This window comes from Haloarcula sp. MBLA0138 (assembly GCF_055632455.1).
In genome coordinates, this window is sequence record NZ_CM145746.1 from 795,849 (window position 1) to 816,486 (window position 20,638).

General features: G+C 67.4%; 20 protein-coding genes. 7 read left to right on the forward strand and 13 right to left on the reverse strand.

Annotated features, from left to right (window positions below; translation table 11 throughout):
- Window positions 1–5 precede the first annotated feature (5 nt).
- The 10 genes from ACV7JO_RS04085 to ACV7JO_RS04130 all read right to left on the reverse strand — a co-directional run bounded on the left by ACV7JO_RS04085 (window position 6) and on the right by ACV7JO_RS04130 (window position 10,357).
- A complete protein-coding gene (locus ACV7JO_RS04085; protein ID WP_470355072.1) occupies window positions 6–797 on the reverse strand; it encodes a DUF7289 family protein in 792 nt (263 codons plus the stop codon).
- Complete coding sequence (locus ACV7JO_RS04090; protein ID WP_470355073.1) at window positions 794–1,273, reverse strand: DUF7266 family protein; 480 nt, start codon at window positions 1,271–1,273, stop codon at window positions 794–796. The genes ACV7JO_RS04085 and ACV7JO_RS04090 overlap by 4 nt, the downstream gene beginning before the upstream one ends.
- Window positions 1,270–2,226 carry a DUF7261 family protein gene (locus tag ACV7JO_RS04095; RefSeq protein ID WP_470355074.1) on the reverse strand — a complete coding sequence of 319 codons (957 nt, stop codon included), beginning with the start codon at window positions 2,224–2,226 and terminating at the stop codon, window positions 1,270–1,272. The genes ACV7JO_RS04090 and ACV7JO_RS04095 overlap by 4 nt, the downstream gene beginning before the upstream one ends.
- Window positions 2,227–2,229: 3 nt before the next feature.
- A complete protein-coding gene (locus tag ACV7JO_RS04100; protein ID WP_470355075.1) occupies window positions 2,230–2,874 on the reverse strand; it encodes a DUF7288 family protein in 645 nt (214 codons plus the stop codon).
- The gene (locus ACV7JO_RS04105; protein WP_470355076.1) at window positions 2,874–3,404 is read right to left on the reverse strand and encodes a DUF7287 family protein; all 531 of its coding nucleotides are present in this window, start codon (window positions 3,402–3,404) and stop codon (window positions 2,874–2,876) included. The genes ACV7JO_RS04100 and ACV7JO_RS04105 overlap by 1 nt, the downstream gene beginning before the upstream one ends.
- Before the next feature lie 22 nt (window positions 3,405–3,426).
- Window positions 3,427–5,463, reverse strand: a complete 2,037-nt coding sequence (locus tag ACV7JO_RS04110; protein ID WP_470355077.1) for a type II secretion system F family protein — start codon at window positions 5,461–5,463, stop codon at window positions 3,427–3,429.
- Window positions 5,460–7,955 (reverse strand): type II/IV secretion system ATPase subunit, encoded by a 2,496-nt coding sequence (locus tag ACV7JO_RS04115; protein WP_470355078.1) that lies wholly within the window; start codon window positions 7,953–7,955, stop codon window positions 5,460–5,462. The genes ACV7JO_RS04110 and ACV7JO_RS04115 overlap by 4 nt, the downstream gene beginning before the upstream one ends.
- A gap of 89 nt (window positions 7,956–8,044) precedes the next feature.
- Complete coding sequence (locus ACV7JO_RS04120; protein ID WP_470355079.1) at window positions 8,045–9,190, reverse strand: pyridoxal phosphate-dependent aminotransferase; 1,146 nt, start codon at window positions 9,188–9,190, stop codon at window positions 8,045–8,047.
- On the reverse strand, window positions 9,187–9,678 hold the full coding sequence (locus ACV7JO_RS04125) for an Lrp/AsnC family transcriptional regulator (RefSeq protein ID WP_470355080.1): 492 nt from the start codon (window positions 9,676–9,678) through the stop codon (window positions 9,187–9,189). The genes ACV7JO_RS04120 and ACV7JO_RS04125 overlap by 4 nt, the downstream gene beginning before the upstream one ends.
- Before the next feature lie 112 nt (window positions 9,679–9,790).
- Window positions 9,791–10,357, reverse strand: a complete 567-nt coding sequence (locus tag ACV7JO_RS04130) for a halocyanin domain-containing protein (RefSeq protein WP_470355081.1) — start codon at window positions 10,355–10,357, stop codon at window positions 9,791–9,793.
- A gap of 265 nt (window positions 10,358–10,622) precedes the next feature.
- Here ACV7JO_RS04130 and ACV7JO_RS04135 point away from each other — a divergent pair, with 265 nt between their 5' ends.
- From ACV7JO_RS04135 to ACV7JO_RS04155, 5 genes are all read left to right on the forward strand, one after another.
- Window positions 10,623–10,961: a hypothetical protein gene (locus tag ACV7JO_RS04135; protein ID WP_470355082.1), complete on the forward strand. Its 339-nt coding sequence runs from the start codon at window positions 10,623–10,625 to the stop codon at window positions 10,959–10,961.
- 196 nt (window positions 10,962–11,157) lie between these two features.
- On the forward strand, window positions 11,158–12,402 hold the full coding sequence (locus ACV7JO_RS04140; protein WP_470355083.1) for an MFS transporter: 1,245 nt from the start codon (window positions 11,158–11,160) through the stop codon (window positions 12,400–12,402).
- A gap of 53 nt (window positions 12,403–12,455) precedes the next feature.
- On the forward strand, window positions 12,456–13,046 hold the full coding sequence (locus ACV7JO_RS04145) for a thioredoxin family protein (RefSeq protein WP_470355084.1): 591 nt from the start codon (window positions 12,456–12,458) through the stop codon (window positions 13,044–13,046).
- Window positions 13,047–13,093: 47 nt separating this feature from the next.
- The gene (locus tag ACV7JO_RS04150; protein ID WP_470355085.1) at window positions 13,094–13,762 is read left to right on the forward strand and encodes an O-methyltransferase; all 669 of its coding nucleotides are present in this window, start codon (window positions 13,094–13,096) and stop codon (window positions 13,760–13,762) included.
- A 120-nt stretch (window positions 13,763–13,882) separates the two neighbouring features.
- Window positions 13,883–14,485, forward strand: a complete 603-nt coding sequence (locus ACV7JO_RS04155; protein WP_470355086.1) for a chemotaxis protein CheC — start codon at window positions 13,883–13,885, stop codon at window positions 14,483–14,485.
- 15 nt (window positions 14,486–14,500) lie between these two features.
- Here the strand turns inward: ACV7JO_RS04155 and ACV7JO_RS04160 are convergent, their stop codons facing one another.
- Window positions 14,501–15,274: a DUF6517 family protein gene (locus ACV7JO_RS04160; protein ID WP_470355087.1), complete on the reverse strand. Its 774-nt coding sequence runs from the start codon at window positions 15,272–15,274 to the stop codon at window positions 14,501–14,503.
- A gap of 117 nt (window positions 15,275–15,391) precedes the next feature.
- Here ACV7JO_RS04160 and ACV7JO_RS04165 point away from each other — a divergent pair, with 117 nt between their 5' ends.
- Entirely contained in the window at window positions 15,392–16,546 is a 1,155-nt protein-coding gene (locus ACV7JO_RS04165) for an acyl-CoA dehydrogenase family protein (RefSeq protein ID WP_470355088.1), read from the forward strand.
- A 78-nt stretch (window positions 16,547–16,624) separates the two neighbouring features.
- Here the strand turns inward: ACV7JO_RS04165 and ACV7JO_RS04170 are convergent, their stop codons facing one another.
- Complete coding sequence (locus ACV7JO_RS04170) at window positions 16,625–17,647, reverse strand: sensor histidine kinase (protein ID WP_470355089.1); 1,023 nt, start codon at window positions 17,645–17,647, stop codon at window positions 16,625–16,627.
- A 145-nt stretch (window positions 17,648–17,792) separates the two neighbouring features.
- A complete protein-coding gene (locus ACV7JO_RS04175; protein WP_470355090.1) occupies window positions 17,793–18,509 on the reverse strand; it encodes a DICT sensory domain-containing protein in 717 nt (238 codons plus the stop codon).
- 230 nt (window positions 18,510–18,739) lie between these two features.
- On the opposite strand from ACV7JO_RS04175, the gene ACV7JO_RS04180 reads away from it, so the two are divergent.
- Window positions 18,740–20,638 carry a 2-oxoacid:acceptor oxidoreductase subunit alpha gene (locus tag ACV7JO_RS04180; protein ID WP_470355091.1) on the forward strand — a complete coding sequence of 633 codons (1,899 nt, stop codon included), beginning with the start codon at window positions 18,740–18,742 and terminating at the stop codon, window positions 20,636–20,638.

A 20,638-nucleotide genomic window follows, 5' to 3' on the forward strand; every position in this document is an offset into this window, starting at 1 on the left:
CCCGGTCAGGTCTGTCGCAACTCCACGCCGGTCACGCGGACGAGGACCGTGTTGGCGTCACAGTAGAACCGGTCGTCGTCGCTCGGAGTCTGTGTCCAGCCGCTCTGTCTCGCGAAGTAGCGCCGCCAGTGGGCCGGCATAGCCGTGTCGGACACGTCGACGGTCACTCGCTCCGTCGCCGTCGCGTCGTGGTAGTTGTGGGCCAGTTCCGTCCCGGTCCGCTCGGCGGTCAGGCCCACGCGCCCCTCGTCGCTGACGGCGACCGACCCGTTCGGGAGCGAATCCGGACCCACGTCCTCGACGCGGCTCTCGCCGGCACCCAGTGCGATGTCGTAGGTGCCGTTGGTGAACGCGACCAGCGAGACGACCGCCCGGTCGTTGCGGCAGTACACCGTCGGTGACCGGCGAGCGGTACCGCCGTTCGACCGGAAGACGGCACCGTTCTCGTAGACGACGCGCTCGTCGGCCAGCCGGTGTTCCAGCGCCATCACGGTCGGGTCGAGTTCCGGCGCGGGGCCGCCCTGCCAGTCGACCCCGAACGACGACTGCGTGAGGTACAACTGGCCGCCGCTGACGGCCAACTGCGCCCTCCGCTGGGGGGCGTCGCCGTGCTGGATGTCGTCGAACTTCTGGCCGAGCCCCTGCATCCCCCGCTCGGCGCTGTTGACCTGCTCCGTGTTCCGGAGGTCGGTCAGCGTCCCCAGACCGGCGGTGGCGACGATGGCGACGGAGGTGATGACCAGCGCGAACGTCAGGACGAACGCCACCGTGTCGGCGACGGCACGGGTGTCGGTCACGCGCAATCACCGTCGATTGTCAACTGGTCCGGCCCGCTGGGGTCGGGACAGAACCGGACGACGAGGTTCTCGCTGGTCACGCGCTCCGTCCCCTCGAAGGGCGTCGTCGTCCGCAGCGGCTGGGTCACCGTGACCCGCGAGCCGTCGGCCGTCAGCCGGAGCCGCGGGGACGAGCCGCTGTCGTCCAGCGTTATCCGGTAACTCGACCCGCCGACAGTCCGGGGGTGGTCGGTCCGGCGGACGACGCTCGTCGACGAGTCGCCGGCGAGTTCGTCGACCTGCTGAATCTCGGTCAGCACCTCGCCGGCGATGTCGGTGAGTTGGATGCGGACGGCCCGCTCCTGCTGGCGGTCGTACATCGTCCCCGCGCCGACGAGGAGGCCGGTGATGAGGATGGCCGTGATACCGATCGTCATCGCGTGCGTGACTGTTATCGACGCCGCGCGCTCGTCGCCGGCGAAGGTCGCTCCTGTCATGGTCGCGTGGTGTTGTACGTCTGCATGGTCGTCTCGTAGTGCAGGGCCGCGCTGTCGTAGGTCAGCCTGTACGCGGGGTTGACGACGACACCGGGTTCGGCGTCGGGCACTGCGCTCGCCTCGACGCCGCCCGTGCCGCCGGCGACCGTCACGTTGTATCGCCCCTTGGCGTGGTGGCTGTCGTTGAACACCACGTCGTACTCGCCGGAACCACTGAACGTCGGCGTCACCCGGAAGGGACGGCAGTCGACGTCGCTGTCGTTGGTGGCGATTTCGCCGTGGTTCCCGCTGATGCGGACGTGGACGAACGCGTCCGAGCGGATGGTGCCGGCGGGACCACACGGGCGAAACGCCGGCCCGCTCTCGGGGACGACTTCGACGCTGCCGTCCCCGACGCGGAGCAGCCACGCGTCGCCGTCGTCCGGGTCCGCGTCGGTGATGTTGAACACGAACGTCCCCGCGCCCGGCCGCCGGGTGAGGTTGAGGTCGGCGACGACGACGCGGCCGATGTCGTCGGCGATGGCTCTGTCCCGCTGTGTGGGACCGGGTGACGGCGGTGGGTCCGTCGCCGCGAACGACTGGACATCGCGCGAGCGGGCCACGTCGCCGCCAGCGGCTGCGCTCGGGTCGTACTCGACGGTGACCGCGGCTGGCGACCGCGCCCCGACCGTCTCCCTGAGTGTCGTCTCGTACTGCTCGGTATCCAACTCGGTGGAGCCGGTGACGTACGGCGAGGGCGCGGACCCGGCGACCCACAGTAGCCGCTGTGTGTCGGCCCGGACCGTCCGCTCCAGTCGCTCCGGTCCCGGCTCCGTCGCCAGTCCGCTCTCCGCGCCCACCTGCTCGGTGTACTGGATGCCGTTGAGCAACACGACCATCGAGACGATGACCGTCGCGATGACGACCGCGCCGACGAGCAGCAACTGGCCGCGGTCGCGCGTGGGGCGTCCCATCCGTCACCCACCCCTCCAGACGGTGATGTGGACGTCGACGACGTTGTGGACCGCCGTCTCGGAGCCGGTCGGGTCCACGTCCTTGACGTAGAACGGTGTCGAGCCACTCGCCGGCTCCAGCGGGACCGACGGCTCCTCGCAGTCGGCCCCGGTGTAGGTCCGCTCGCCGTCGTACAGCGTGACGGACTCGCTGACCGTCACGGCGCTGCTGCCGGGGTTCCCGCTGTCGAGAACCGACACGTGCTGGCGGCCGCTCGCCCCCGTCCCTGCCCCGGGCCGGTAGTAGAAGTCGACGTCGTACTTGTAGCCGACGGTGCTGAACGTGCTGTTGAGCAGCCACCCGAACGCCGTGGCGTTGCTCGGGTCGCCGGGGTCCGGGTCCGACCCCAGTCCGATGTAGTCGTTTGGCGACCCCTCGGGGTCGCTCCCGCTCGTGGCGTGACAGCGGACCACCCGCTCCAGGGCCCCCTGTTCTTTGGCGAGTGTCAGCGTGTCGCTGGCCTCCTGTCGGAGCAGGTCGGTCGATATCTCGTCGGTACCGCCGGTGTAGGGGGCGGTGTCGACCGCCTGTAGCCCGTACAGGACGGCGGTGATGACGACGATAGCCCCGATGACGCCCTCCAGCGTGTACGCCTGTGCGCGGCTCATCAGTTCCTCCACACCCTGACGACCAGTCGACACGACGGGTCACACGCGTCCCGGCGCGCGAACGTCACCACACGGACGCTCTGGGCGGCCGCGGCGTCGCCGTAGTAGGCGTCGTCGTCGTCGAAGCCGCCGTCGCCGGTCACGTTCTGGTAGGCGTGCCACCGGTCGGCGTCCTCCTCGTAGCGCTGGAGCGAGACGTTCGTCTGCGTGTTCGCCGGGATGTCGGTCTGGGCGACGAGGCCCGCGTACCGGCCGTCGCTGTCGGCGGTATCGGCGAAGACGCTCTCGGTCCCGTTGACGAGTACGTCGGAATCGAGTACGTTCTCCCGGCCGGGAACGGCGGCCGCCTCGAGTATCTCGTCGGCTAGTTCGTCCGCGTTGCTGTACTGTGCCGTCGAAACCGGGTCTTCGAACGGGACGAAGATGCCCGGGATGAACGCGAACACGCCCGCCAGTACGACGACGAGGATGCTCACGCCGGTCAGATAGTCTTGCGTCGTCTGTCCGCGAGTGCTGTCTCCGTGTGTCATAGGTCCCCACCCGTGTGTCAGCTCAGCCGACCGCTATCCAGACCACCAAGGCGATAGTCGGTAGCACGACGGCGAACTTCAGTCCTGCCACTAGTTTCACCTCACGAATATATCCTGCGATGAACGACGACAGGAGCGCCTGCAGCGTCACCGCGTGGAAGAACAGCATCGACAGCAGGTCGGTGTCGACGTTGCCGCCGAAGTTCCCGCCGGGCGCGCTGCTCCCCCCGCTCGCGGCCTGCGTCGCCAGTCCGGCCATCACGTCGAGGAACTGCGTCTTCAGCAGGGCCATCACTCCCAGTAGCGTGAGGTAGGTCATGATGATGATGACCGTCTGCATCCGGGTGCGAGACTTGCGCTCGCGCTCGATGTCGTCTTGGTTCTCGGAGGCCTGTGCGGCCGTCGAGAGCACGTCCTGAATCTGGCTCGACGCCTCTTGAGCCTCGGCGATGAGCTTCACCGTCCGGGCCAGACGCGGCACGTGGTACTTGTTGTTGAACTCCCGGAGGGCGTCCTTGAGGCTGGTCCCGTAGTTGACCTTGGCGTGCATCGTCTCGAACTCGTCGGAGAGCTTGCCCGCGGAGGTCTCCGAGACGACCTTGATGGATTCGAGCAGGGTCATCCCGGTGTCGTTGGCCGAGGCCAGTTTCCGGAGGTTCTCCGAGAGGTTGCCGATGATGGCCTTCCGCGAGCGGACGTTCCACTCGTAGAACACCGTCAGCGGGAGGAAGTTGATGTACATCGGGACGTACACCCACAGCACCGTCCCGCGGACGGGGTTGCGTATCATCCCGTCGAGCGTCAGCGGTGCCCACCCGAGGACGACGAAGGTCACGGCCGCGAGGACCGAGACCGGCACCGTCAGCCCGAGAACGAGCAGCGGGTGGTCCCGGAAGAAGAGGTCGGGCCGCTTGAGTATCTCCATCAGCTCGTGGGTCCCTTCGCGGCTCTTGATGCGGTCGAAGACGCCGAACTCGCCGGTGTAGCGCTCGACCAATCCGAGGTTGAACACGCCGACACCCTCGTCGACGACGAGTTCGCCGCGGTCGCCCGCGTCGGGACGGAGGTAGCCGTCGCCGACGGCGTCCTGCGTGACCGTCGAGACCAGCACCAGAAACCCCATCCCGGTCAGCGGGATGAGCCCGTAGACGGTCCCGTAGATGAGCCGCGTCTGGGCGTTGCCCATCATCGACATGATGACGAGGATGATGATGAGCAAGAGCGGGAACAGCGAGAGCGTCATGTACATCTCGCCGAACAGCTCCAGCGTCTCCAGTTGCTTGTCCTGCTCCTGTTTGGCGGTCCGCATGTGCTTTTCCTTCTGGTCTTCGAGGAACGAGGTCATGTCCCCGCCGGAGTTGATGATAGAGAGCATGTCCGTCAGGAACTGCGAGAGCTCGTCGGAGGGGGTCTGGAGCGCTTGGTTCCGAACGGCGGTCCGGTAGTCCGTGTCGAAATACTCCGTCTCCAAGACGATGGACTGGAACTCGCGGGCCACCTCGCCGTACGTGTCGTCGGCCGTCGCCATCGCCTGCAGAATCTCCAACTGGTTCAGCCCGCCCACCGAGAGCGCGTACATGAACGAGATGGCGTCCGAGAGGAGGACGTTTATCTCCCGCTCGCGGGCATTGGCCCGGAAGTACGGGATGGAGACGAGCGAGCCGAAGCCGACGGCGAAGCCGATGGCTCCGAAGACGAGCCCGGTGACGAGGATGAGCAGCGGTAACTTCACCACGTCGAGGATTCGGGACACGTTGTCGGGGACGGGGATGCCGATGAGCGTCGGTGCCGGCCCGCCGGCGAAGAAGATGTCCACGAGGATGACGCCGAGGAACGTCCCCACGAGCCACAGGGCGACGCCGGCGATGACGCCGACGGCCAGCGCCCGCGCGAGGAACATCTCGACGTTGTCGGCCATCCGGGCCTGCGCGAGCTTGTCCTCGATACTGCTGACGAAATCGCCCTCCTCGTCGAACAGCATCCGGTAGGCGGGATAGAACGTGTCGCCGAGTGTGCCGCCGCTCCCGAGTTCCTGCTCCCCCCTCGTGTCGAGGCTCATCCGCCGTCGGCCTCCTTCCCGGCCTTCGGAACGAACTGCCCGAAGTCGACGGCGTCGTCGGTCTCGTCCTCGTCGGTGCCGTCCATGAGCGCCGAGACGATATCGGGCGTCTCGCGGCTCTTGAACTGGTCGAACAGCGGGCCGGCGTTGTCGAGTACTTCCTTGGTCTGTTCGACCATCTCACTCGGCGGGTCCGGCCGCGGGACCATCTCCTCTTTCTCGGGGTCGATGTCTATCTTGACCGACTCCATCTCGCGGAGGTCTTCGAGCGACGTCTCCAACTGGTCGTTGGCGATGAGCGTCAGGATGGTGTCGGGGTCGTTGATGAACGCCTGCACCGTCGCCGCCACCTGCGTGTAGGTGTTCAGCCCCTGCTCGATGAGGTAGGCCAGCACGACCTTGCGCTTGAACAGTTCCTCGTCGAGTTTCTCCTGTGTCCACCCGCGGTCGAACTTGATCTCCTCTAAGGTGTTGGAGTTGCCCATCTGGATGAACTCGTCCGTCTCGGCGCGCCACTCGTAGACGTCCCGGACGTTAATCTCGTCGTTCTCGGCGGAGTACTCGTTTATCTCGGTCAGGGACTTGTTGCGCCGGACCTTGCTGCCGTCGACCCGAGTCTGGGTCTGGATGGAGACGAGGTCGAGCGCCGTAAACAGCGTCTTCGAGACGTTGATGGGCTCGGTCGTGAACCGCTTGATGACCTCGCCGACCGAGTCGGCGTGGAACGTGGTGTAGGTGGTGTGGCCCGTCGACATGACCTGAAAGAGGGTGCGCCCCTCCTCGCCGCGTATCTCGCCCATGACGATGTAGTCCGGGCGCTGACGGAGCGCGGCCTCCAGCAGGTCGAACTCGTCGACGTCGCCCTTGTCGTCCTCGCCGAAGGAGGGGCGCGTGACGCTCGCCACCCAGTTGCGCTGGGGCAGTTCGACCTCGCGGGTGTCCTCGATGGAGACTATCTTGGAGTTCGACGGGATGAACAGCGAGACGGCGTTCAGGCTGGTCGTCTTCCCCGACGCGGTCCCGCCCGCGAAGATGAGGCTCTTGTTGTTCTCGATGCAGAGCCAGAGAAACGCCATCTCGTCCAGCGAGAAGGTGTTCCAGTTGATGAGGTCGATGGGCGTGAAGGGGACGTCCTTGAACTGCCGGATGGTGTAGTTGGTCCCGTGGTCCGACACCTCCCGGCCCAGCGTCAACTGGGCGCGGGAGCCGTCCGGGAGCGTGGCGTCGACCTGTGGCTGGCGCTTGGAGATACCCTTCCCCGAGCGTTGAGCGAGTTTGACGACGAAGTCGTCGAGTTCTGTCTCCCCGTGTTCGACGTTGGAGATGACCTGCTCGTAGTCGGTGTGGTAGACGAACACCCGCGAGTTGTAGCCGTCACAGGAGATGTCCTCGACGTTGATGTCGTGTTTGACCGGGTCGATTCGGCCGTAACCGATGAAGTCGCGCTTGAGCCGATACAGCAGCTTCTCGACCTGATACTCGTTGAGGGTGTCGGGGTCGTCCTCGATGATGGCCGGCTCCGGCCGGGCGGCGATACCCGTCAGTTGGCCGTCGGCGTCTTCCTCGTCCGCGCCGAGTCCGAATAGCTCCTTGAACTGGCCGAGGATACCCTCGCCGCTGCCGGCGTCGCCGGCGACGCTCCCGTCGTAGAGGTCGTAGCGTGACAGCAGGTTCTCGGCCTCGCGCTGGATGACCTCGGCGCGGTCGGCGTCGGAACCCTGTACGATGACGTCGTCCTCGGAGTACTTGATGGCCGTCTTGAGCTTCCCCGAGAGGAACTCCGTCACGTCCCCCTCGATGGGATTCAGGTACGGCTCGACGACGTAGTACTTCTTCTCGTTTTCCTTCCGCGAGTGAAAGAGGAGGACGCAGGCGTAGGGCTTGTTCACCCAGTAGCGCTCTATCTCCTTGAAGTGGGACTTCTTTATCTCCGGCACCGCCTTCTCCACGTCGTATCTGTTCACGACCGTCGTGTGGCCCTCTCGCGTCGAGAAGAACTCGTCCTCGTCGAGGTCGGGGTTCACGTCGACGGTGTGTTCGTCGACGAACGACTGCAACTCCGCGGCGATGTCCTCGCCCTGTGAGAGTTTGTTCTCGGTGTGGTCCGGGTCGAACCCGAGGTGGTCGGCCGGCTCGAACGGGACGATTTCACCCTCGTCGTCCCGGGGCTGGGAGCCGTCCGCCTCGTAGTAGTACTCCTGTTTGAAGTGCTCCCACGTGTAGCCGTCCTTGACCACCGGCCGCTCGCTCGGGTCGAGATAGCGCTGGAAGGGGTCGTCGAGCGTCTTGGCGGCGCTGGCCGCGTCCTCCAGCCGTCCGGCGAGGTCCCGGGGCTCGAAGCCGAGATACTCGCTGCGGTCGAACCGCCCCCCGTCGTGGACCTCCCGCCTGAGGTCGTCCCACGTGTACTGCCCCACCGTCGCTGGCTCCCCGGACGGGTGGTCCCCACTGCCGACCCGCTCGGAGCCGCCCCCAGTGTCATCGATTGCCATTGTAGTTCATCTACCGGTTAAGGTGAAAAAAGCTTACGGCAGTCGTCTCGGCATGGATGCCGCGCCCGCGGGCGGTCGAGTGCCCCGTATCAGTCGAGGAAGGCCTCGAGGCGCGCCATCGCTTCCTTCAGGTCGCCCAGCCCCGTCGCGTAGGAGACGCGGAGGTGCCCGTCGCCGCCCTCGCCGAAGGCCGTCCCCGGCACGACGGCGACGCCTTTCTCCTGTAACAGCGCCTCGGCGAACTCGCCGGCGTCGTCCCACGGGCACTCGGGGAAGGCGTAGAACGCCCCGGCGGCCGGGAAGCAGTCGATGCCCATGTCTCCGAACCGCGAGAGGACGTACTTCCGCCGGCGGTCGTACTGGTTCGTCATCTCCTGTACGTCGTCGATACAGTCCTCCAGCGCCTCGATGGCCGCGTACTGGGCCGTCGTCGGGGCCGACAGCATCGTGTACTGGTGGATGCGGTTCATCGCGGTGATGGCCGTCTCCGGCCCCATCGCGTAGCCCAGCCGGAACCCGGTCATGGCGAAGGCCTTCGAGAAGCCGTTGAAGACGACGGTCCGCTCGCGCATCCCGGGCAGGGTGGCGATGGAGGTGTGGTCGTGGCCGTAGGTGAGGTCGGCGTATATCTCGTCGGCGAACACCAGCAGGTCGTGCTCCCGGCAGAACGCCGCCACGTCCCGGAGTTCGTCCTCGGTCATCGTCGCGCCCGTCGGGTTGTTCGGGTAGCAGTAGACCAAGGCGTCGGCCGCGGCCGCACCCGAGGCTTCGAGCACGTCGCGGGTCAGCTTGAACTCGTCCTCGACGCGCGTGGGAACGTCCACGACCTCCGCGCCGGCGAAGGTCGCGCCCGGCACGTAGGAGACGTAACACGGCTGGGCGATGGCGACCGCGTCGCCGGGGTTCAGCAGGGCGCGGAAGGCGAGGTCCAGTCCCTCGCTCGCGCCGGCGGTCACCAGTATCTCCTCGTCGGGGTCGTAGGCGAGGTCGTGCTGTGTCTCCTCGTAGCCGGCGATGCGCTCGCGGAGTTCCCGCTTGCCGCGGTTGGCCGTGTAGGAGGTCCGGCCCCGCTCCAGCGAGGTGATGGCCGCCTCGCGGGCCGCCCACGGCGCGGAGAAGTCGGGCTCGCCGACGCCCAGCGAGATGATGTCGTCCATCTCCTCGGCCAACTCGAAGAACCGCCGGATACCCGACGGTGGCACGGCGTCGACGCGGTCGGCTGGCTCGAACGTCATGGCGAGACCGAGAGGCGGTCGTCGTCGTCGCGGTCGTCGAATGTCATCCCCTGTTCCTTGTACGACTCCATGATGTAGTGGGTCACCGTCTGGGTTATCTCGGGGATGGGCGCTATCTCGTCGCTGATGAAGTGGGAGACCTCCCGCATCGAGTCGCCCTCGACTTCGAGGTCGAAGTCGTAGTCGCCGCTGACCAGTCGCAGCGAGGTGACCTCGGGGAACTTGGCGATGCGCTCGGAGATGTCGTCGTAGTTGGTCTCGCGGTCCAGCGAGACGTTCAACTCGACGGTCGCGCGGACCCGCTCGTCCTCGGTCTCGGCGGCGTCCCAGTCGACGACGGCCTGATAGCCGCGGATGACGCCCGCCTCCTCGAACTCGGCGATGGCACTCTCGACCTCGTCCTCGTCGAAGTCGGTCAGCCGAGCGATGTCCTCGGTCGTGTAGCGGGCGTTCTCCCGCAGGAGCTCCAGAATCTCGCGGCGGCTCATACGGGAAGGCGGGCGGTAGGCGACAAAAACTTTGCTCACCGCCGGGGGCTACGACCGGCGGCGACGGTGTGGCTGTTCCGGGCCGCCCGGACGGGTCGGGGGCTCCGTCGGGCTACCGGACGACGATGCTTCCCTTCATGTTCAACGCCTTGTGGGGGGTACAGTAGTAGTTGTAGACGCCGGTCTCCTCGAACGTGTGTTCGAACTTGACGCCGGTGCCGGCCTCGGACGTACCGGAGTCGAACGCGCCCTCCGTCGCGACGACGTTGTGGGCGGCCCCCTCCCCGGTCCACTCCCACCGGACCGTGGTCCCGGTCGACACCGCGACTGCGGCCGGCGAGTAGGCGTAGTAGCCGTTGTTGCCCTCCGCGCCGACCAGTACGGTGGCGCTGTCCTGCTCAGTCGCGTCCTCGACGCTCCCGTCGAAGTTGCTGGTGTCGCTGAGATACGAGGAGACTGCCGATGGAACCGCCGAGCCACCGGACGACTGGGTCTGTGTGGCGGTCGGTGTCGCCGTCTCGGTGGTCGTGGGAGTCCCGTCGGCCGGTTGGCCGCTCGTCCCGGACTCTCCGCCGGAGCCGTCACTGGGTGCCGAACACCCGGCGACGGCCGCGCCGGCGGCTATCGCACCGATACTCGAGATGAATCGTCGTCGGTCGAGGGGGTCTGTGTCGGTCATGATATCGTCGTGGCTTTTCGCTCGGATAGCGGGACTGCCGCTATCGACGTGGGGCCGCCCGGGGCCGCTCCCCCGGCAGTGTGACCCACCGACAACTAACGCCGTCGGGTGGATAACCCCTTACGCACGTTCCCACCTCCTGAAAACGCCCGAGAGGCTGGACACCGCTGGCGTCCGTTCTGGTTGCCGGCCGTCGAGGCCCCTCGCCGGCCGTGTCGGTGCGCCCGGGAGCTATAAGTCCGTGTAGCGAGAGCGAACACGATAGATGTACGACGAGGCCGGCGCACGCGCGGAATCGGACTCCGGATGGGCGCGTATCGCGACGCACGACGACGCCGCGAGGGTCATCGACGCCGTGTTACGGCTCGACGCCGACGAGCGGTACACGAAGACGGAACTGAGCGAGGCCGCGGGGGTGGCGCTGAAGTCGCTGTACCTCGACGGGACGCTCGACGACATCGCCGACATCGGCCTGCTGGAGAAACACGACGCCGACGGCGAGGAGACGACCTTCTCCGTCGCCGAGGACAGCAAGGTGTACGCCGCGGCGGAGGCGTTCGACGACGCCGTCCTCCAACAGCGCCAGTCGCCCCCCGAGGAGTAGTGGCGGCGCGCTTCGCGCCCGGTGGCGCGTCGCTCTCGGCCCGATGCGGCGTCGCTCTCGGCCCGATGCGGCGTCGCTCTCGGCCCGATGCGGCGTCGCTCTCGGCTCGGTGCCGGCCCGTGTCGCGTCCCGCCGAATCCCGCCGCCCCGTCGCCGGTATCGCGCCGCTCTTGTACCAGCGGCGTGACGCTCCACTGTGGTCTCGGACGCACAGTCCCGGCTCGTCGTGACGCTCGTCGGCGGCTCCCACGTCGTCAACCACGCGTATTTCATGCTGCTGCCGCCGCTTTTCGGCCCGCTTCAGGCGGACCTCGGGCTGACGCCGACGCAGATAGGCATCGCCTTGGGCGTCGTCGGCGTCGTCGTCAGCGGTCTGCAACTCCCCTTCGGCTCGCTGTCGGACTCGTGGGGCCGGCTCCCGATTCTGGCCGTCTCGCTGACGTTCGGGGCCGTCGGCGCGGCCCTCACCGCGACGGCACAGAGCTACGCGTGGCTGCTCGCCGCCAGCGTCGTCACCGGCGTCGGCATCGCGGGCCACCACCCGGCCCACTACCCGCTCATCGGCGCGGCGACGACGCCCGAGACGCGGGGGCGGGCCTACAGCGTCCACGGCTTCACCGGGGCCGTCGGGTTCGCCGCGCCGCCGGCCGTCGTCGCGGCGTTCTCCACCGCGGGGCTGGACTGGCGGCTCGCAATCGGCACCATCGCCGCCGTCGGCGGCCTCTACGGCGCGGCCTGTCTGCTCCTGTTCGACCGCCGGGTCGACGACGCGGTCACCGACGCGCCCGCGACGGCCGACCCCGGCGACGAGTCGCTGGCCGCCCGCGCTCGCCGGGAACTCCGGGACCTGCTGTCCTCGCCGGCCATCGTCGCGCTGACCGTGCTCTGGTTCGTCACCTCGATGGCGGGCTGGAGCATCAAGCAGTACACGGCGGCGCTGCTGGCCGAGGGCTACGCCTTCGCCGACGCGACGGCGAACTTCACCGTCTCGGCGATGCTCGTCGTCGGCGCGGTACTCATCTTCGCCGGCGGGTGGCTGACCGACCGCCACTCGCCGCCGGCGGTGCTGGTCGGCGGCTACGCCGCCCTCGTCGTCGTCGCCGGCCTCCTCGCGTTCGGCGGACTGCCGACGGTCGCCGCGCTGGCGCTGGTCCTCGTCCTGAGTGCCACCGTCGACGGGGGACGGCCGGCCCGCGCGGCGCTGGCCGACTCGCTCTCCTCGGACGACGACGCCGGGAAGAACTTCGGCCTGCTCACCATCGGTATCTCCGGCGGGGCTGCCGTCGCCCCGCCCGTGATGGGCGTCGTCGTCGAGTCGATGGGTGTGGGAGCGGCCTTCTGGGGCGTCGCCGCCTTCGGCGTCGTCGCTATCGGGCTGACCGGTGTCGTCCTCGCCGTCGGTGGAGGGCCGTCGGTCGCCACGCCGGAACCGGGTGACTAACCGGCGCTCCGTCCGGTGGCTTTTAAGCTCCCGAGACGTAGATTGACCCGATTATGGTCGAACTCGACTCCGAGTCGGACGTGCTCCAGCGGGGCGACGCCGCACCGTCGTTCGAACTCCCCGGCGCCGACGGCGAGACGCACGCGCTGTCGGAGTTCGAGGGCCACGACGCCCTGCTCGTGGTCGTCACCTGCAACCACTGCCCGTACGCGAAGGCGAAGATGTCGGAGTTGAACCGCCTCGCCGCGGACCACGACGACCTCGCGGTCGTCGGCATCAACCCCAACGACGCGGAGGCGTACCCCGACGACTCCCTCGACCGGATGCGGGAACTCGTCGAGAGCGGCGAGGTCGCGTACGACGCCTATCTCCGCGACGAGGACCAGTCCGTCGCGGCGGCCTACGGCGCGCGCTGCACGCCCGACCCGTTCCTGTTCCGGAACGACGGCGGCACCTTCCGATTGGCCTACCACGGCCGCCTCGACGACGCGCCGGGGCCCGACGACGAGCCGAGCGAGCGCGAGATGGCCGCCCACGTCGAGACGGTGCTCGACGGCGGCGAGGTGACCGCCACGGAGAAACCCTCCCGTGGCTGTTCCATCAAGTGGCGCGAGGGCAACGAACCGGACTACTGGGACCAGTAGCGGCCGCCGGCCTCTGGTTTTAATCGGCCGCCCCTCGACTGGTCGGTATGGACGAGTCGCCGCTGCCCGCCGTCACCGAACAGTTCGCCCGGACGCTCGCGCCCGACCCCGACCCCGTCGTCGCGGAGATGGACGCGAAGGCCGACCGCGAGGGGTTCCCGACCGTCGGCCCCGCGGTGGGCGCGTGGCTCCGCCTGCTCGCGCGCATGGTCGATGCCGAGCGGGTCTTCGAGTTCGGTTCCGGCTTCGGCTACTCGGCGTACTGGACGGCCCCCGCGCTCCCCGAAGACGGCCAAATCGTCCTCACGGAGGTCGACGCCGACGAACTCGACGAGGCCCGCGCGTACCTCGACAGGGGCGGCTACGCCGACCGGGCGGTGTTCGAACACGGCGACGCCATCGACATCGTGGCCGACTACGACGGCCCCTTCGACGTGGTGCTGGTCGACAACGAGAAACACCGTTACGTCGAGGCCTTCGAGGCCGTTCGCGAGAAGGTCCCCGTCGGCGGCGTCGTCGTCGCCGACAACGCCATCGAGGCCGGGCCGCTCGACTTCGGGGACGTGCGCGCTCTGCTCGCCGGCGAGAGCGTCGACGCGAACGCCCACAGCCGCGGCGTCGCCGACTACCTCCGGCGGGTCCGAGACGACCCCGACTTCGAGACCGGGCTCCTGCCGCTGGGCGAGGGCGTCGCGGTGAGCGTCCGTATCGAGTGAGGGGCGTCCGCCGTCGCGGTGCCACGGTCGTTACCCCCGGCTCCGATTTTCGCAGGCGAGAATGGGGGTGCATAGCTTATGTGGGAGGGCGGGGAAGGTGGCCCCAACGCTGAGTCTCACATGAGTCTGATGATAGACATCCGGAAGCTCGGGTTGTTCAACAAGATGGCGAAAGAGGGGGGCAACACCGTCGCCAACCACCTGAGCCAGATGACGGGGATGCAGACGGAGATGGAGATAACCAAGATAAACTTCATCGACATTCCCGACATCAAGACCCACGTCGGCGACGAGAAGCAGATCGGCATCTCCATCCAGATGGTCGAGAAGCCCCACGGCCACATCCTCTTCCTGTTCAACGCCCAGAGCGCGAAGGAACTCGCTCACGGGATGGTCGGCGACATGGGCGAGACCAACCCCGACGCCGAGGGCTTTACCGACATGGAGCGGTCGGCCATTCAGGAGATAGGGAACATCATGACCTCGGGGTTCATCGACGGGTGGGCCAACGTCCTCGAGACGACCATCGACATCTCGACGCCGAACTTCACCTTCGGCCCCGGCAGCGGGATGGTCGACCAGTTGGTCGGCGACCGCGAGAACGAGATGGCGCTGATGTTCGACTCGCGGGTCCACGCGCTGGAGTCGGACATCAATGTGAAGGTGTACACGTTCCCCGAACTGGAGGAACTCGTCGAACTGATGCAGGAAATCGAGGTCTGAGTCGCTCCCGACTGACTACTCGACGCCGGCGACGAGGTCCCGGACCTCGGTGCGGTACCGCTCCGGCGTCAGGCCGAGGTCGACGTCGACGGTGACGGTGATGCCGCCGCTGAGTTCCTCCTCGACGGTCGTGGCGAAGTTCTCTGCCGGATAGGCCCCGCCGGAGACGAGGACGTAGTCGCCGTGGTGCCAGACCGCCAGCAGGCCGGTCACGTCGATGTCGGCCGGTGGGACCTCGACGGCGGCCCCTTCGGCGACGGTAAACGCCATCCCCTCGAAGGGGTAGGACCCGGCCAGCAGGTCGGTTGCGGCCGTCTCGCCGGTGTCGACGTCGATGCTCCCCTCGCCTGTCTTCTCGACGCCCGTGACTCCCTGTGACTCCATCTGCGCGACGAACTGCTCGCGGGCGTCGGCCCGCACCTGCCCGACGATTTCGGCCTGCCCGAGTCCGCCCGGGAGGTTGTCGAGGTTCGGACTGAAGTCGATGCGCGTGGCGAAAAACACCGCAAGCGCGGCGTCTACCTGTCCCAGCGTCTTCTCGCCGATAGCGTCCGCCAGCGACGCATCGGCGTAGCGGTACGTGTGCTGGACGCCGGTGACCGTCACCGGGCCGTAGGCCCGCTCGAACGCCGTTCCGGACGTTTCGGCGGTGCGTTCCCATCCGCCCTCGGCGAGGCGCTGCTGTGGGACCGCCGGCGGTGGCGTCTGGGCCGCAGCCGTGAACGAACACCCCGAAAGCGCCGCCGTCCCGATGCTCGCGCCCGCCGCGAGGTACGTCCGTCTGTGCATGCCTCCCGATTGACGAACAGGGACAATAACGTACCGGCCGCCGTGGCGGACAAACAACTCCCGAGACGTTTGCGCACGTTCCACGAGTTATATGATAACGCCACCCTTGCGTGGGGTATGGAGCTACTCTCCGACCACGTCGTGCCCGAGCACGCCCGCGAGGTCAAACAGGAGGCCCGCGAGTTCGCACAGGAGCACATCGCGCCCGTCGCCGCCGACTACTACGCCTCCGGGGAGTACCCGTGGGAGGTACTCGAAGCGGGGATGGACGCCGGCCTCGTCGGGCAGGACCTCGGCGAGGAGTGGGGCGGGAAAGGATACGACCTCCACCAAGTGCTGGCTATCGCCGAGGAGTTCTACCGCGCCGACGCCGGCATCGCTCTGACCCTCCAACTCGCCAGCTTCGGGGCCGAAATCGTCGAAGACCACGGCGACGAGTGGCAGAAAGAGACGTTCCTCGAACCGGTCGCCGCCAACGAGCAACTGACCGGCCTCGCCGTCTCCGAACCCGAGACGGGGAGCGACCTCGCCGGCATGACCACCGCGGCCGAGAAGGAGGGCGACGAGTGGGTCCTCAACGGCGAGAAGTACTGGGTCGGCAACGCCGTCGAGGCCGACTGGCTCACCCTCTACGCGAAGACCGGCGACGACGAGGACAACCGCTACGGCAACTACTCGATGTTCATCGTCCCCACCGACGCGCCCGGCTACGAGGCCGAGCACATCCCCGAGAAGATGGGCTTTCGCGCCTCGAAACAGGGCCACATCGTGCTGGACGACTGCCGCATCCCCGAAGACCATCTCGTCGGTGCCGAGGGCGCGGGCTTCTACATGCTCGCGGAGTTCTTCAACCACGGCCGAGTCATCGTCGGCGGCCACGGTCTCGGGATGGCCGCGGCGGCCATCGAGGAGGCGTGGGAGTTCGTCCACGACCGCGAGGCCTTCGGGCGCACCGTCGACGAGTTTCAGGCCGTCCAACACAAGCTCTCGGAGATGCAACTCGAGTTCCAGTCGGCGCGCTCGCTCGTCTGGGACGCCGCCGAGCGCGTCGCCAACCAAGAGGACGCCGGCTACTGGGCCGCGCTGGCGAAGACGAAGGCCACCGAGGCCGCCACGGACTGCGCCGAGATGGGCATGCAGCTCCACGGCGGCCGCTCGGTGCTGACCGAGAACCGCATCGCGCGGGTTTACCGCGACGTGCGCATCCCCGTCATCTACGAGGGCGCAAACGACATCCAGCGCAACCTCATCTACAACCAGACGCCGCAGTAATCCACACGGTCTGTTGTGGCGACGTATCGGGACGCCCCGACCCGCGACGGGGCTACCGGGAGACGGCCCACGTCCGCATCAGGCCGCCGGCAGCGTGAGCCGGACCTCCCCGCTGTCGCCGTCGCCGAACCCGATACTGCCGCCCAGTTGCTCGACCGCGGCCTTCACGACCCACAGCCCCAGCCCGGTCGCGTGCTCCAGTTGCGTCCGCTCGCGCTCCCCGGTCAGCACCAGCCGCTCGGTTTCGGGGATGCCCGGCCCGTCGTCCGAGACGGTCAGTTCGACCGTGTCGCCCGCTGCCACCGCCGAGACGCGAACCACGTCGCTGTCGGTGTGGACGACGGCGTTCTCGACGAGATGTGTGAGTGCCGTCGAGAGGTGGCGGGTCGCCCGGACCGACACGTCCGGCACGTCGGTCTCGACGGTTGCGTCCGGATGAGCGTCCCGGCAGTCGGCGACGGCGTCGTCCACGACCGCCCGGAGCGACCGCGGCTCGGGCCGTTCCCCTTCGTCGACGAGCGCCTGCATCTCCTCTAGGCGACGGCTCATCGACGCGAGGTTCTCGCCGACGGCGGCGACCCGTTCCCCGGCCGCCGCCCGCCGCTCCGCGTCCCCGTCGTCGACGAGGTCGGCCACGCCGGCGAGGACTTGGGCGTCGTTGCGGAGGTTGTGGCGCGCGAGGCGGTTCAGCACCGCGAGTTTCTCCCGTTCCCGGGCCAGTTCGGTCGCCCGGATTCGGCGTACGTCGTTGACGCCGATGAGGACGTGCGCGACGGCGCTCACGCCGAGGACGACGGCCGCGACGTTTGCCGGGAGCTCGACGGCACTGGTCAGCGCGGCCAGCCCGAGGACCAGTCCGAGGACCACGACGCCGAGCCCGTTCCAGCCCGCGACCCGGAGGACGTGGGGCGTCGTGATGTCGCTGTACAGCAGATAGGTCGCGCCGCCGACGAGCGCGAGGCCGACGACGGTCCCGAGCGCGGCGAGGGCGAGGCCCGCGAGGTCCGGCGCGTCCAGCACGCCCACCGCGTTCGGAACGGCGACGAGGACGCCGGTGACGGCGACGGTCGCCGACGCCACGATACGCCGGAGCGGAATCACGCGCTGACCCTCCCATCGACCCTGTTACGTGGGACCATACTGCATGACTATTCGCGTCGGTAAAACCCGTTACGGTCCCCGGAACGGACTGCCTCGGCCACAAACTGGCGAGTACCGACTGCTCGCGGCCCACACCGCACGTGGGTCACTGCGGGAGCAGTCCGTAGCTGGATTCGAGATGGTGGACGATGTAGTCGACCGTCTCCGGGTCGTACGTCCAGAAGCCATAGAAGGTGCGGGGCTCGCGCTCCTCGGCCAGCAGGGCACACTTCTGGTCGTCGTCGTCGCCGCCGTCGAAGACGACGAACCACGAGTCGGCTATCTCGCTCGCGCGCTCCAGATGAAGCGTGAACGCGCTGTCGGCCGGCGGGTCCACGTCGGGGACGGCGTAGGCGTGGACGTCGACGGCCGTCTCACCGAGACGTTCGTAGAGGTCGAGTTCGCCTTTTAGCGTCGAGAGCGTCTGGAACCCGGCGTGGAGCGACCCGACGCCGACCCGGAACGCCCGGTCCTCTATCTCCCGGGAGGCGGCCACCATCCGGTCGATGGACCACGACGTGAACATGGTCTCGTCGAGGTGGTCCAGTACCGGCCGGTAGGGACTTTCCGTCGGCGCGAACGACGGTTCGCCGCCGATGTTGTCGGTGAACGCTTCGATGCTCGTGGCGGCGACGACCTCCCCGTCGTCGCTCAGCGTGAGGAACTCGCCCGGGCGGCCGCTCTCGGTCCGCTCGGAGCGGACGCTGACGTTCCGGTCGGCGAAGTGGTCGCCGATGTTCCGGGTCACCGCCTCGTCGGCGTTGAAGACCGTCAGGGTCTTCTGGTGGTCTTCGACCCCGGCGACGAGTTCCGACAGTGACATGCTCGCTCTAGGCGAGGCCGCCGACGGGTTTCAAGCTTCCGGCGACCCCACCGAAACGTATGTCAGATAGTATACTTTCCTACGTCGGTCGCAAATAGCTACAACGGAACAAAAACCGGTCGAGCGCGGGAATAATAACGATTAATGGACCTTAATGTAGTGGAAAATCTTTAGTCACGCCCCTCCAATTGCCACCGTACGGCACCAGAGCTGGGGCCGAGGATTTCACCATGACAGACAACGAACTAATCTGGCGAATCGCTGGGGGTTCCGGAGACGGAATCGACTCGACCAGCCAGAACTTCGCGAAGGCCCTGATGCGGTCGGGACTTCACGTATTCACACACCGTCACTACCCGTCACGCATCCGCGGCGGCCACACGTACGTGGAAGTACGCGCGAAAGACGAACCGGTACAGTCCCGCGGCGACGGCTACAACTTCCTGCTGGCGCTGGGTGACTCCTTCGCCCGGAACCCGCAGGAGGAGGCCTACTACGGCAAGGAAGAGCTGAAGCCGCTGTACGAGAACTTCGACGACCTGCGCGAGGGCGGCGTCCTGCTGTACGACGAGGGGCTGCTCGACGAGGAGGATGTCGACGAGATCGAACTCGAGAAACACGCCGAGGAGAACGACTGGCACCTCGTCCCGATGGACCTCCGCGGCATCGCCAAGGAACACGGCCGCGAGATAATGCGGAACACGGCCGGTATCGGCGCGACGGCGGCCATCCTCGACATCGACACCGCGGAGTTCGAACAGCTCATCAAGCAGAACATGGGTGGCGACATTCAGGAGGCCAACCTCAACGTCCTTCAGGACGCCTACGACGCCGCCGCGGAACTCGACATCGACCACGACATCGAGGTCCCGAGCGGCTCCCACGACGAGGAACAGGTCATCCTCTCCGGGTCCAACGCCATCTCCTACGGCGCGCTCGACGAGGGCTGTCGGTTCATCTCGGGGTACCCGATGACCCCGTGGACCGACGTGTTCACCATCATGTCCCAACACCTGCCCGAGTTCGGCGGCATCTCCGAGCAGGTTGAGGACGAAATCGCGGCCGCGGCGCTCGCGCTCGGGGCTTCCCACATGGGCGTCAAGTCCATGTCCGGTTCCTCGGGCGGCGGCTTCGCGCTCATGTCCGAACCGCTCGGCCTCGCCGAGATGACCGAGACGCCTATCGTACTGGTCGAGGCGATGCGCGCCGGGCCGTCGACCGGGATGCCGACCAAGCCCGAGCAGGCCGACCTCGAACACGTCCTGTACACCTCACAGGGCGACTCCGCCCGGGTCGTGTTCGCGCCGGCGAACATCAAGGAGTGTTACACCCAGACCCGGAGCGCCTTCCGCATCGCCTACGAGTACCAGATTCCGGCCATCGTCGTCTACGACCAGAAGATTCAGGGCGAACTCCGGAACCTGCCGGCCAGCCACTTCGACGAGGAGCCAAACGCTGACCCCGGCTCCGTCCTCACCGAGGGCGAAATCGAAGAGGCGGCCCACCACGCCTCGGGCAAGTTCAAGCGCTTCCTCCACGACCCGGAGGACGGCTCGAACGTCAGCCCGCGCTCGGTCCCCGGCCAGAAGGACGGCCGCTATCTGGCGACCGGGAACGAGCACAACGAGGAGGGCCACATCAGCGAAGACCCCGAGAACCGCATCGCGCAGATGGAGCGTCGGCTGAACAAGCTCGACGACATCCGCGCGGACCTCGACGAGAACGCCGGCCACCAGAGCTATTACGGCCCCGAGGACGCCGACTACGGCATCCTCGTCTGGGGCAGCCAGCAGGACACCGTCTTCGAGGCCGTCGACCGCCTCAACGACGGGGGCCACTCCGTGAAGGCGCTGGGCGTCTCCGACATGTCCCCCTACCCCGTCGAAGAAGTCAGTGCGTTCCTCGACTCCGTCGACCAGGCGCTGGTCGTCGAGATGAACGCTACGGCGCAGTTCCGTGGCCTCACGCAGAAGGAGATCGGCAAGTACGGCGACAAGCTGTCGAGCCTCCTGAAGTACAACGGGAACCCCTTCGAGCCCGCCGAAATCGTCGACGGGTTCGAATCCAGCATCAACGGCGAGGAACTCGCCGCGAGCAACATGAAGTACCTCCCCGCGGCAGGTGACTAA

Coding starts and splice junctions, on each gene's coding strand:
- ACV7JO_RS04150 (WP_470355085.1), top strand. CDS start 13,094: ATGGACGAGTCGCCGCTGCCCGCCGTCACCGAACAGTTCGCCCGGACG.
- ACV7JO_RS04165 (WP_470355088.1), top strand. CDS start 15,392: ATGGAGCTACTCTCCGACCACGTCGTGCCCGAGCACGCCCGCGAGGTC.
- ACV7JO_RS04180 (WP_470355091.1), top strand. CDS start 18,740: ATGACAGACAACGAACTAATCTGGCGAATCGCTGGGGGTTCCGGAGAC.
- ACV7JO_RS04120 (WP_470355079.1), bottom strand. CDS start 9,190: ATGACGTTCGAGCCAGCCGACCGCGTCGACGCCGTGCCACCGTCGGGT.
- ACV7JO_RS04130 (WP_470355081.1), bottom strand. CDS start 10,357: ATGACCGACACAGACCCCCTCGACCGACGACGATTCATCTCGAGTATC.
- ACV7JO_RS04155 (WP_470355086.1), top strand. CDS start 13,883: ATGAGTCTGATGATAGACATCCGGAAGCTCGGGTTGTTCAACAAGATG.
- ACV7JO_RS04090 (WP_470355073.1), bottom strand. CDS start 1,273: ATGACAGGAGCGACCTTCGCCGGCGACGAGCGCGCGGCGTCGATAACA.
- ACV7JO_RS04110 (WP_470355077.1), bottom strand. CDS start 5,463: ATGAGCCTCGACACGAGGGGGGAGCAGGAACTCGGGAGCGGCGGCACA.
- ACV7JO_RS04135 (WP_470355082.1), top strand. CDS start 10,623: ATGTACGACGAGGCCGGCGCACGCGCGGAATCGGACTCCGGATGGGCG.
- ACV7JO_RS04160 (WP_470355087.1), bottom strand. CDS start 15,274: ATGCACAGACGGACGTACCTCGCGGCGGGCGCGAGCATCGGGACGGCG.
- ACV7JO_RS04115 (WP_470355078.1), bottom strand. CDS start 7,955: ATGGCAATCGATGACACTGGGGGCGGCTCCGAGCGGGTCGGCAGTGGG.
- ACV7JO_RS04145 (WP_470355084.1), top strand. CDS start 12,456: ATGGTCGAACTCGACTCCGAGTCGGACGTGCTCCAGCGGGGCGACGCC.
- ACV7JO_RS04095 (WP_470355074.1), bottom strand. CDS start 2,226: ATGGGACGCCCCACGCGCGACCGCGGCCAGTTGCTGCTCGTCGGCGCG.
- ACV7JO_RS04100 (WP_470355075.1), bottom strand. CDS start 2,874: ATGAGCCGCGCACAGGCGTACACGCTGGAGGGCGTCATCGGGGCTATC.
- ACV7JO_RS04175 (WP_470355090.1), bottom strand. CDS start 18,509: ATGTCACTGTCGGAACTCGTCGCCGGGGTCGAAGACCACCAGAAGACC.
- ACV7JO_RS04105 (WP_470355076.1), bottom strand. CDS start 3,404: ATGACACACGGAGACAGCACTCGCGGACAGACGACGCAAGACTATCTG.
- ACV7JO_RS04125 (WP_470355080.1), bottom strand. CDS start 9,678: ATGAGCCGCCGCGAGATTCTGGAGCTCCTGCGGGAGAACGCCCGCTAC.